The sequence below is a fragment of the Sulfurivirga sp. genome (assembly GCF_015490265.1).
In the GTDB taxonomy this organism is placed as follows: domain Bacteria; phylum Pseudomonadota; class Gammaproteobacteria; order Thiomicrospirales; family Thiomicrospiraceae; genus Sulfurivirga.
Genome location: NZ_WFYD01000001.1, coordinates 1 through 9710, shown reverse-complemented (window position 1 = coordinate 9710; position 9710 = coordinate 1). Strand labels below are relative to the sequence as shown.

The following is a 9710-nucleotide window of genomic DNA, read 5'->3' as shown; positions in this document are numbered from 1 at the left end:
GTCTTCTGCATCGCGTCCATCAGATCAAGGATCTGCGAGCTCTTGACCCGGCAGAGGATCTTGCTGCCTTCTCGGCGGGAGACCACGATTCCCTTTTCCCGCAGAATGTCCAGGTGTTGGGACACGTTGCTCTGCGTGGTGCCCACCTTGTTGACGATCTCCATCACCGGCAGTTCGTCCTCGCCGATGACGCACAGAATCTTCAGCCGCAACGGATGCGCCATGGCCTTGAGCGCCCGTGCGGCCTGTTCGATGTTCTCCTCGCGCATGTCGAAGAATTGATGATCCACCTGTTTGAGCATGATGGCCTCTCGTATCAGTGTTTCTTATTATCTGAATATAAGCGTCAGGCGGATTTTATCGGGCCGTCGCCGGTTTGTCATGCAAACTTCTTTATAATGAAGCGACGTTATTCTTATGTCGGCACAAAAAGGAGTCGAGATGAACTGGACACGCAAACTGGGCTGGATGCTCTCCGGCGCCCTGATGGGCGGCATGATCGTGGTGGGCGCCAGCAGCATGGCCGGAGACCGGCAGCCGGCGCAGCGGGGTCTGCCGCTGAAGGAGCTGCGCACCTTTGTCGAGGTGTTCAACCTGGTGGAGCGCAACTACGTGGAGCCGGTGTCGGAAAAGACGCTGATCGAAAACGCCATCAAGGGCATGGTGTCCAATCTCGACCCCCATTCCGACTACCTGCCGCCCAAGGCCTTCAAGGAGATGCAGGAACACACCACCGGCGAGTTCGGCGGCCTGGGCATGGAAGTGGGCATGGACAAGGACGGTTTCGTCAAGGTGGTGGCGCCCATTGACGACACGCCGGCGCAGCGGGCGGGCATCCGCAGCGGGGATCTGATCATCAAGATCGATGACAAGCCGGTCAAGGGTATGACGCTGACCGAGGCGGTCAAGCTGATGCGCGGCAAGCCGGGCACGGAGGTGACCCTGACCATCGTGCGCAAGGGTGAGAACAAGCCGCTGGTGATCAAGCTCAAGCGAGCCATCATCAAGGTCAAGTCGGTTAAGCAGAAGCTGCTGGAGCCCGGCTTCGGCTATGTGCGCATCAGCCAGTTCCAGATCCGCACCGGTTCGGACCTGATCGAGGCGATCCAGAAGCTGGAGAAGAAGAACGGCGGCCCGCTCAAGGGGCTGGTGCTGGATCTGCGCAACAATCCGGGAGGCGTGCTCACCGCCGCGGTCAAGGTGTCGGATGCTTTCCTCAATGACGGGCTGATCGTCTACACCAAGGGACGCACGGCCGATGCGCGCATGAAGTTCGAGGCCCGCAGCGGCGATGTGCTGGACGGCCGACCCATCGTGGTGCTGGTCAATGAGGGCACGGCCTCCGCCTCGGAGATCGTCTCCGGCGCGCTGCAGGATCATCATCGGGCCCTGATTGCCGGGCGCAAGACCTTCGGCAAGGGTTCGGTGCAGACGCTGATGCCGCTGAGCAACGGCGCGGCGCTCAAGATCACCACGGCGCGCTACTACACGCCTTCCGGCCGCTCCATTCAGGCCACCGGCATCGTGCCGGACGTGACCATCCCGCGCCTGAAGGTGGAGAAGGTGGACGGCGACGATGCGCTTGAAGTGCACGAGGCGGATCTGAAAGGACATCTGGACCACAAGGATGACAAGCCGGTCAAGGCCGACAGGAAGGCGGACGACCGTGAGGAGATCCGCAAGCTGCTGGACAAGGATTATGAGCTGTATGAAGCGCTCAATCTGGTCAAGGGCATGTCTCTGGCACAGCAGATGGAGGACAAGTGATGAGCAGCAAGCGCGTTCTGGTGCCCCTTGCACAGGGGTGTGAAGAACTGGAGGCGGTCACCATCATGGACATTCTCGCCCGTGGTGGCGTGGAGGTGGTCTCCGCCAGTCTGGACGACAACCGGGAGATTCACGCCAGCCGCGGCACGGTGCTGCTGGCGGCCACCACGCTGGACGCGGTGAAGGATGAGGCCTTCGACCTGGTGGTGCTGCCCGGTGGCCTGCCCGGTGCCGACTATCTGCGTGACGACCCGCGCATTCTGGAGATGCTGCGCCGCATGCATGCGGCCGGCAAGCCGGTGGCGGCCATCTGTGCCGCGCCGCAGGTGTTGCGGGAGGCCGGGCTGCTGGATGGGCACAGGGCCACCAGCTATCCGGGCGTGCTGGACCAGCAGCCGGCCCGGGACATGGAGTATGTGCCCGAACCGGTGGTGGAGGACGACAACATCGTCACCTCCATGGGGCCGGGCACGGCCATGGACTTCGCCCTGCACCTGGTGGAAAAGCTGCAGGGGCGTGCCGTGCGAGAGGAGGTGGAGGCGGGGCTGATGCGGCCCAAGTGCTGAACCGCTTTTTGCCGGTATGAAAAAAGCGGGCCAAGGCCCGCTTTTTCGTATCGGCGCATGCAGGCTTTCGCTTACTGCTTCTTCTCGCCCGCCTGCTGGGCGGCCTGGGCGCGGCGCTGCTGCATGGCCTCGCGCATGCGCTGAATCATGGCGGCGCGTTTGGCCTTGAAGGCTTCCAGCTTCTTCTTCTGTTCCGGCGTCAGCACGGCTTCGATCTTGGCCTCGCCTTCTTTGGCCAGCTTTTCAATCTTCTGCTGATATTTCTGCCGGATGGCTTCGATCTTGCGCTCCTGCTCCGGCGTCAGGTTGAGCATCTGCGCCAAGGGGCTGCGGGGATGGGCCTGCGGAGCGGTCTCCGCGCTCATGGCAGCCGGTGCGGCCAGGGCAATCAGGGCGCTGAGCGCCAGGGTGTGCTTCAGTTTCATTGAGTATCCTCATTCAGGTTGTGCAAAAAGATGCCCGGCCACTATACCGGCATCAGGCGGACCAATCAATGGGAGCGACTCCCTGTTGTTCGAGCCAGGCGTTGGCCCGGGAGAAGGGGCGGCTGCCGAAAAAGCCCCGGTGTGCCGAGAGTGGAGAAGGATGGGGCGAGCGGATGACATGGTGCCGCTTCGGGTCGATGATGCGCCCCTTCTTCTGGGCATAGGCGCCCCACAGCAGGAAGACCAGCCCCTGCCGCTCGCGGTTGAGCGCCTGCACCACCGCGTCGGTGAACGGCTCCCAGCCCTTGCCCTGATGGCTGTTGGGCTTGCGCGCTTCCACGGTGAGCACGGCGTTGAGCAGCAGCACGCCCTGTTCCGCCCAGCCCTGCAGGCAGCCGTTGGCAAAGTGGTCGATGCCGAGATCGTCCCGCAGTTCGGTGAAGATGTTCTGCAGCGATTTGGGCAGCGGGCGCACGCCGGGCGGCACGGAGAAGCTCAGCCCGTGGGCGTGGCCGGGCGTGGGGTAGGGGTCCTGCCCGAGGATGACCACCTTCACCCGGTCGAAGGGGGTGGTGTTGAGGGCGTTGAACCACAGTTTCGGCTCCGGCAGGATCTGTTTGCCGGCACGCATCTCATTCACCAGAAAGGTGCGCAGCTGCTGCATGTAGGGCTGGCGGAATTCGTCGCCTACATGGTCGAGCCAGCTCTGATGCAGTTTGATGGGACGTTCGCTCACGACAAAATCCCGCACTGGTTGAAGGTGGGTCATGGCGCCAGCCGCTCGATGCACCAGCGGCCGTCTCTGCGCTGATAGCGGAAGCGGTCATGCAGTCGGCTCGGCCGGCCCTGCCAGAACTCGAAGCGGGCCGGGTGCAGGCGCCAGCCGTGCCAGTCCCGTGGGCAGGGCACGGTGTCGGGGTGGGCGCGGTCAGCGGCCTGCCATGCCGCTTCCAGCGCATTGCGGTTGGCGACTGGCTCGCTCTGGCGTGAGATCAGCGCCGCCAGCTGGCTGTCGCGCGGGCGCTGGTGGAAGTAGTCGCAGGTGTGGGCCGCATCCAGTCGCTCCACGCTGCCTTCGATGCGGATCTGTCGGTCGAGGGCGTCCCAGAAAAACAGCAGGCTCGCCTTCGGGTGCAGCGCCAGCGCACGGCCCTTGTCGCTCAGGCCATGGCTGTAGAACACCAGCCCTTCGTCCAGTTCCTTGAGCAGCACCACCCGCGCCTGCGGCTGACCGAAACGGTCCACCGTGGCCAGGGTCATGGCAGAGGGGTCACGCACGCCGGCGGCACGGGCGTCCTCCAGCCAGCAGCGCAGCTGGATCATGGGGTCGTCCGCAAGATCGCGGCGGCGCAGAGGCGTGTCCGCGTATTCGCGCCGCAGCTGGCGCAGGTTCAGATCTCGGTTCGGCATGGGGATTAGTGTAGTGCCCGGTCGGGTTTTTTGCATAATGAAGCTGCATGCAGACAACAGACAGGAAGAGGAGGTGAACCATGCGCGTGACATTCAAGGGCGAACCCATCGAGCTGTCAGGCAGCTTTCCCCGTGTGGGCGATCATGCTCCGGATTTCTGTCTGACCAGTCAGACGCTGGAAGATGTGGGGCTGGCCGCCTTCGAGGGACGGCCCAAGCTGCTGAGCATCGTGCCCAGTCTGGATACGTCCGTGTGCGCCAGGTCCACACAGGTGTTCGATGCGCAGGCCGGTGATCATCCGGATGTGGCGGTGCTGGTCATCTCCTGTGATCTGCCCTTTGCCCAGAAGCGCTTTGTGGAGGCCCACGGGCTCGGCCATGTGACGCCGCTGTCGCTGATGCGCGACCGGCAGTTCGCCCGGGACTACGGCGTGCTGATCGCTTCCGGCCCGCTGCGCAGCCTGTGTGCCCGTGCGGTGGTGGTGCTGGACGAGAACAATGTGGTACGCCACGCCCAGCTGGTGCCGGAAATCGCACAGGAGCCGGATTACGACGCCGCCTGGGCGGCGTTGAAGGCGTAGCCGCCGCGGACGGGGGCTCCCCTGAAATTGCTGTGTCGTGCGCCGGCCGCACGGCGGGCGGCCTGTTTTTCTCTTTCTGATGTCCGCAATGACGCCGGGCAACGGGGTCTCCCCCATTTTTGCCAGGACACTTTCCGGCGGCGGGAAAACCGGCCATTTTTCCCGGCAAAAAGGCCACTTGACGGGGCCTCCCCTGAAATTGAGAGATCGCATGCCAGCCGGGCACGTCACGGCCTGTTTTTGTGCCACGAATGCCGTGGAGGGGAGGGCTGAGCGGGCTTGTCCCGAGCCTGAAGAACCGGCTTCCAGTTGTCCGGTGTGGCTTTGCCGATGCCGGTGTTCCGTGCAGATGTTCCATGACGGGGCCTCCCCCAATTTTGGGGTGTGCCGCGCCGGCGCGCTTGCCGCGCCCTGCGCCTTGCGGCACAATTTGGCCGGTTTTGTCCTGTTTTCACCCTTTCCGAGGAAACTGAATCCATGAGCGGCTACACGGCGGCGGAAATCGAGGTGCTCACCGGGCTTGAGCCGGTGCGCAAGCGCCCGGGTATGTACACCGACACCACCCGGCCCAACCATCTGGCGCAGGAGGTGATCGACAACAGTGTGGACGAGGCACTGGCCGGCTACGCCACCGAAATCGAGGTGGTGCACCATGCCGATGGCAGCCTGAGCGTGCGCGACAACGGCCGCGGCATGCCGGTGGACATTCATCCGGAGGAGGGGGCGCCCGGCGTGGAGGTGATCCTCACCCGGCTGCATGCCGGCGGCAAGTTCTCCAACAAGGCCTACACCTTCTCCGGCGGGTTGCACGGCGTGGGCGTCTCCGTTGTCAACGCCCTGAGCACCCGGGTGGAGGTCACCATCCGCCGGGACGGGAAGAAGTGGTTCATCGCCTTTGAGCACGGTGTGTGCGTGGAGCCGCTGCGGGAGATCGGCAAGGTGCGCAAGAAGGACACGGGCACGGAGGTGCGCTTCTGGCCGGACCCGCAGTTTTTCGACACGGTGAAGTTCAACCTGGGCCGGCTGAAGCACCTGCTGCGGGCCAAGGCGGTGCTGTGCCCGGGCCTGAAGGTGCGCTTCCATGATGAACTGACGGACGAGACCGTCGAGTGGCGCTATGAGGATGGCCTGCGCGACTATCTGCTGGAGGCGGTGGGCGATGCGGAGGTGCTGCCGCCAGAAGGCTTCACCGGCGAGGCGGAAGGAGAAACCGAGGCGGTCAGCTGGGCGCTGGTGTGGCTGAGCGAGGGTGAGCCGCCGGTGCAGGAGAGCTATGTCAACCTGATTCCCACGCCGCAGGGCGGCACCCATGTCAACGGCCTGCGGCAGGGCGTGCTGGAGGCGTTTCGGGAGTTCTGCGAGCTGCATGGCCTGCTGCCCCGGGGCGTCAAGCTCACCGGTGAGGACGTGTGGCGCGATGCGGCCTTCGTGCTCTCTGCCAAGATGCTGGATCCCCAGTTCGCCGGCCAGACCAAGGAGCGCCTCTCCTCGCGCGAGTGTGTGCCGTTCATCTCCGGCGTGGTGCGGGATGCCCTGCTGCTGTGGCTCAACCAGCATGTGGAACAGGGACGCGCCATCGCCGAGCTGGCCATCCGCAACGCCCAGCGGCGCAGCCGCAAGGCGAAGCAGGTGGCGCGCAAGAAGGTGGCCAGCGGCCCGGCGCTTCCGGGCAAGCTGGCGGACTGCACCGAGACGGACCTGAGCCTGACAGAGCTGTTTCTGGTGGAAGGGGATTCCGCCGGCGGCTCCGCCAAGCAGGCGCGCGACAAGACCTTTCAGGCCATCATGCCGCTGCGGGGCAAGATCCTCAATGCCTGGGAAGTGCCGGCCGATCAGGTGCTCGCCTCGCAGGAGATTCACGACATTGCCGTGGCCATCGGGGTGGATCCGGGCAGTGACGACCTGTCCGGCCTGCGCTACGGCAAGATTTGCATACTGGCTGACGCCGACTCCGACGGTGCCCATATCGCCACGCTGCTGATCGCGTTGTTCGTGCGCCACTTTCCGGCATTGGTGGAAAACGGCCACATCTACGTGGCCATGCCACCACTGTATCGCATCGATGTGGGCAGGCAGGTGTTCTATGCGTTGGATGAGGCGGAAAAGCAGGGCATTCTCGATCGGGTGGCCGCCGAGAAGCTGCCGGGCAAGGTGACCGTCACCCGCTTCAAGGGGCTGGGCGAAATGAACCCGGCGCAGCTTCGGGAGACCACCATGGCGCCGGAGACACGCCGGTTGGTGCAGCTGACCTTGGAGCCGGGCCGGGCCGAGCAGGTGCTCGACATGCTGCTGGCCAAAAAGCGCGCCGCCGACCGGCGCGCCTGGCTCGAGGCCAAGGGCGACATGGCGGAGGTGGCTGTGTGAGCCGGCGCATCGGCGTCAACGGCGGCACCTTCGATCCCGTTCACTTCGGCCATCTGCGTCCGGCGCTGGAGGTGCTGCGCGCCTGCCGTCTGGACGAGATGCGCTTCATTCCCTGCCATGTGCCGGTGCACCGGGACAGCCCCCATGCCAGCGCCGCGCAGCGGGCCGAGATGGTGCGCCGCGCCATCGCGCCGATACCACAGTTCGTGCTGGACACCCGCGAGCTGATGCGGGATGCGCCCAGCTACATGGTGGAGACGCTGGAAAGCCTGAAAGCGGACTTTCCCTCTGCCGAGCTGGTGCTGATGATGGGGCAGGACGCCTTCGCCGCCTTTGACCGCTGGCACCGCTGGGAAGACATTCTGGAACTGGCCGCTCTGGTGGTGACGCGCCGCCCTGGCGCGCCGGCCGAGGTGCCGGCGCCCTTGCGCTCCGCCGTGTGGACGGGGGCGCTGGCCGACCTACCGTCCGCCGGTGCCGTGGGCATGCTGGAGGTGACCCAGCTGGATATCAGCAGCACTGCCATCCGCCGCCTGCGCGCCGCCGGCGAGCCGATCGATTTCCTCACTCCGCAGGCCGTGGTAGAGTATATGGCTTCCCATCGACTCTATGAGGATGTGACAGACGCATGAACGCCGAACAGCTCAGGACGCTGGTGACCGACACGCTGGATGACGGCAAGGGGCGCGACATGCAGGTGCTGGATGTGCGCCAAAACTGCGACTTCACCGATTACATGATCATCGCCACCGGCACGTCGGTGACCCATGTGAAGGCGCTGGGCGAGGCGGTGGCGCAGGCGGCCAAGGACGCCGGTCACCCGCCGCTGGGCGTGGAGGCGCCGCAGGATCCGGAATGGGTGCTGGTAGATCTGGGCGATGTGGTGGTGCACGTGATGACCGAGCGCAGCCGCGCCTATTACGCGCTGGAGAAGCTCTGGTCGGTCACGCCGGCGCGGGGAGAGGCCGTCACCGACGCATGAACATCCATCTGATCACCATCGGGCAGAAGATGCCCGCGTGGGTGCAGACCGGCTTTGAGGAATACGCAAAGCGCCTGCCCGCCTGTTGCAGCCTGAAGCTGGTGGAACTGCCCATGCCCGCCCGCGGGCGCAATGCCAGCATCGACCGGCTCAAGGAAAAGGAGGCCGAAGCCATCGAAGCGGCCATTCCCAGGGGAGCCCTGGTCATCGCGCTGGATGAATACGGGCAGGAGGTCTCCACGGTGGGCCTGTCACGCAAGCTGGCCCAGTGGCTGGAAGGCGGGCAGGATGTGGCGCTGCTGGTGGGCGGTCCGGACGGGTTGGACGGGCGCCTGTTGCAGAAGGCGCGCTGGACTTGGTCCCTGTCCAAGCTGACCTTCCCCCATCCGCTGGTGCGGGTCATCGTCGCCGAGCAGCTCTACCGTGCCTGGAGCGTGCTCAATCATCATCCTTACCATCGCGCCTGAGATCGCCGTCGCGAACATCCGGATGCTCGTCACGCATCTGCTTCTTCAGGTGCGCCAGACGCAGGTTGAGGCGCACCAGATGGCTCTGTTCCTTCCAGATGCGCCACGGCAGCACGCGGGGCGAGCGCTCAGTGCCGGTCGGCGACGGTGCGGGATTGCGCCTGTTGTTTCTGCTCATGCAGTTTCCACCAGATGGTTTCAGAGGGCCAGCCATCGGCGGGGAGCCCCTGCTCCTGCTGCCATTTGCGCAGTGCCGTGCGTGAACGGCCACCGAAAATGCCATCCACCTTGCCGATGGCATACCCCTGCGCCTTGAGCGCCTGCTGGATGGCGCGCAGCCGCGCGCGGGGAATGCCGGCGGGCTTTTGCGGCAGCCAGGCCCGCAATGGCCGGCCCACGATGGCGTCGGCCAGCAGCCCTACTGACAGGGCGTAGTTGTAGCTGTGGTTCCACTTCTTGATCACGTAGAAGTTGGGATAGAGCAGAAAGGCTGGCCCCGTGTGGCCCATGGGCAGCCACAGCGCCGCCATGGGGCCCTTTTTTGGCAACGGGCGACCATCGGCGCGGACCACGCCCAGCTTGGCCCACTCGCTCAGGCTGCGCCGGCGCACCCCGTCGGCCAGCTCGTAGCGGGAGAAACGTCGGGTCAGTTTTACTTCCCGTCCCCAGGTCTCGCCGCCGTGCCAGCCCAGATGGGCGAGGAAGTAGCCGGCGGAGAGAAAGGCGTCTTCCAGGGTATTCCAAAGGTCCACGCGCCCGTCACCATTGCCGTCACGACCGTAGCGCAGGTAGTTGGAGGGCATGAACTGCACCTGCCCCATGGCGCCGGCCCATGAGCCCTTGAGCTGGTGCAGCTTGAAGTGGTTGTTCTGCACGATCTTGAGCGCGGCGATCAGCTCGCGGGTGAAGAACTTCTCCCGCCGCCCCTCGTAGGCCAGCGTGGCCAGTGCGCGGATGATGGGCGTGTTGCCGGTAAAGCCGCCGTAGTTGGTCTCCATGCCCCAGAAGGCGATGAGGAAGCGGCCCGGCACGCCGGTTTCCCTCGTCACCCTGTCGAGAATGGGACGGTATTTTTTCAGCAGCGCCCGCCCCTTGCGGATGCGCTCTGGTGTGACGCTGCGACGGTAATACTGGGCGAAGGTGAGTAC

At 64.9% G+C, this 9710-nt stretch carries 13 protein-coding genes; 7 read left to right on the top strand and 6 right to left on the bottom strand.

The genetic code is table 11. The features are described 5' to 3' along the window. Positions 1–302, bottom strand: a 302-nt coding sequence (locus tag F8K16_RS00065) for a helix-turn-helix transcriptional regulator (protein ID WP_294945235.1), incomplete at its 3' end; no start/stop codon positions are given. 139 nt (positions 303–441) lie between these two features. On the opposite strand from F8K16_RS00065, the gene F8K16_RS00060 reads away from it, so the two are divergent. Together F8K16_RS00060 and F8K16_RS00055 are read left to right on the top strand one after the other, a co-directional pair. Then, positions 442–1767 (top strand): S41 family peptidase, encoded by a 1326-nt coding sequence (locus F8K16_RS00060; RefSeq protein WP_294945232.1) that lies wholly within the window; start codon positions 442–444, stop codon positions 1765–1767. Next, positions 1767–2333 (top strand): DJ-1 family glyoxalase III, encoded by a 567-nt coding sequence (locus F8K16_RS00055; RefSeq protein WP_294945229.1) that lies wholly within the window; start codon positions 1767–1769, stop codon positions 2331–2333. The genes F8K16_RS00060 and F8K16_RS00055 overlap by 1 nt, the downstream gene beginning before the upstream one ends. A gap of 71 nt (positions 2334–2404) precedes the next feature. On the opposite strand, the gene F8K16_RS00050 is transcribed toward F8K16_RS00055, so the two are convergent. From F8K16_RS00050 to pdxH, 3 genes are read right to left on the bottom strand one after another with little or no spacing between them, the layout of a single operon-like run. After that, complete coding sequence (locus F8K16_RS00050; protein WP_294945227.1) at positions 2405–2758, bottom strand: hypothetical protein; 354 nt, start codon at positions 2756–2758, stop codon at positions 2405–2407. 52 nt (positions 2759–2810) lie between these two features. Beyond that, positions 2811–3494 carry a uracil-DNA glycosylase gene (ung, locus tag F8K16_RS00045; RefSeq protein WP_294945225.1) on the bottom strand — a complete coding sequence of 228 codons (684 nt, stop codon included), beginning with the start codon at positions 3492–3494 and terminating at the stop codon, positions 2811–2813. 29 nt (positions 3495–3523) lie between these two features. Beyond that, positions 3524–4168 carry a pyridoxamine 5'-phosphate oxidase gene (gene pdxH / locus F8K16_RS00040; protein WP_294945223.1) on the bottom strand — a complete coding sequence of 215 codons (645 nt, stop codon included), beginning with the start codon at positions 4166–4168 and terminating at the stop codon, positions 3524–3526. 80 nt (positions 4169–4248) lie between these two features. On the opposite strand from pdxH, the gene tpx reads away from it, so the two are divergent. The 5 genes from tpx (at position 4249) to rlmH (ending at position 8562) form a co-directional block, all read left to right on the top strand. Then, a complete protein-coding gene (tpx, locus tag F8K16_RS00035) occupies positions 4249–4749 on the top strand; it encodes a thiol peroxidase (RefSeq protein ID WP_294945221.1) in 501 nt (166 codons plus the stop codon). 477 nt (positions 4750–5226) lie between these two features. Further along, on the top strand, positions 5227–7113 hold the full coding sequence (parE, locus tag F8K16_RS00030) for a DNA topoisomerase IV subunit B (protein ID WP_294945218.1): 1887 nt from the start codon (positions 5227–5229) through the stop codon (positions 7111–7113). After that, positions 7110–7745 carry a nicotinate-nucleotide adenylyltransferase gene (gene nadD / locus F8K16_RS00025; protein ID WP_294945216.1) on the top strand — a complete coding sequence of 212 codons (636 nt, stop codon included), beginning with the start codon at positions 7110–7112 and terminating at the stop codon, positions 7743–7745. The genes parE and nadD overlap by 4 nt, the downstream gene beginning before the upstream one ends. Further along, positions 7742–8095, top strand: coding sequence for a ribosome silencing factor (gene rsfS, locus F8K16_RS00020; protein ID WP_294945214.1), 354 nt, complete (start codon positions 7742–7744; stop codon positions 8093–8095). The genes nadD and rsfS overlap by 4 nt, the downstream gene beginning before the upstream one ends. Beyond that, positions 8092–8562, top strand: coding sequence for a 23S rRNA (pseudouridine(1915)-N(3))-methyltransferase RlmH (gene rlmH / locus F8K16_RS00015; RefSeq protein WP_294945212.1), 471 nt, complete (start codon positions 8092–8094; stop codon positions 8560–8562). Before rsfS ends, rlmH begins: the two co-directional genes overlap by 4 nt. Here rlmH and F8K16_RS00010 read toward each other — a convergent pair. Both F8K16_RS00010 and F8K16_RS00005 read right to left on the bottom strand, forming a co-directional pair. Continuing rightward, positions 8534–8740 carry a hypothetical protein gene (locus tag F8K16_RS00010; protein ID WP_294945209.1) on the bottom strand — a complete coding sequence of 69 codons (207 nt, stop codon included), beginning with the start codon at positions 8738–8740 and terminating at the stop codon, positions 8534–8536. The two genes, rlmH and F8K16_RS00010, sit on opposite strands and share 29 nt — an antisense overlap. Then, positions 8691–9710 (bottom strand): lytic murein transglycosylase (locus F8K16_RS00005; protein WP_294945206.1); only part of this gene is annotated, 1020 nt, incomplete at its 5' end. The genes F8K16_RS00005 and F8K16_RS00010, both read right to left, overlap by 50 nt.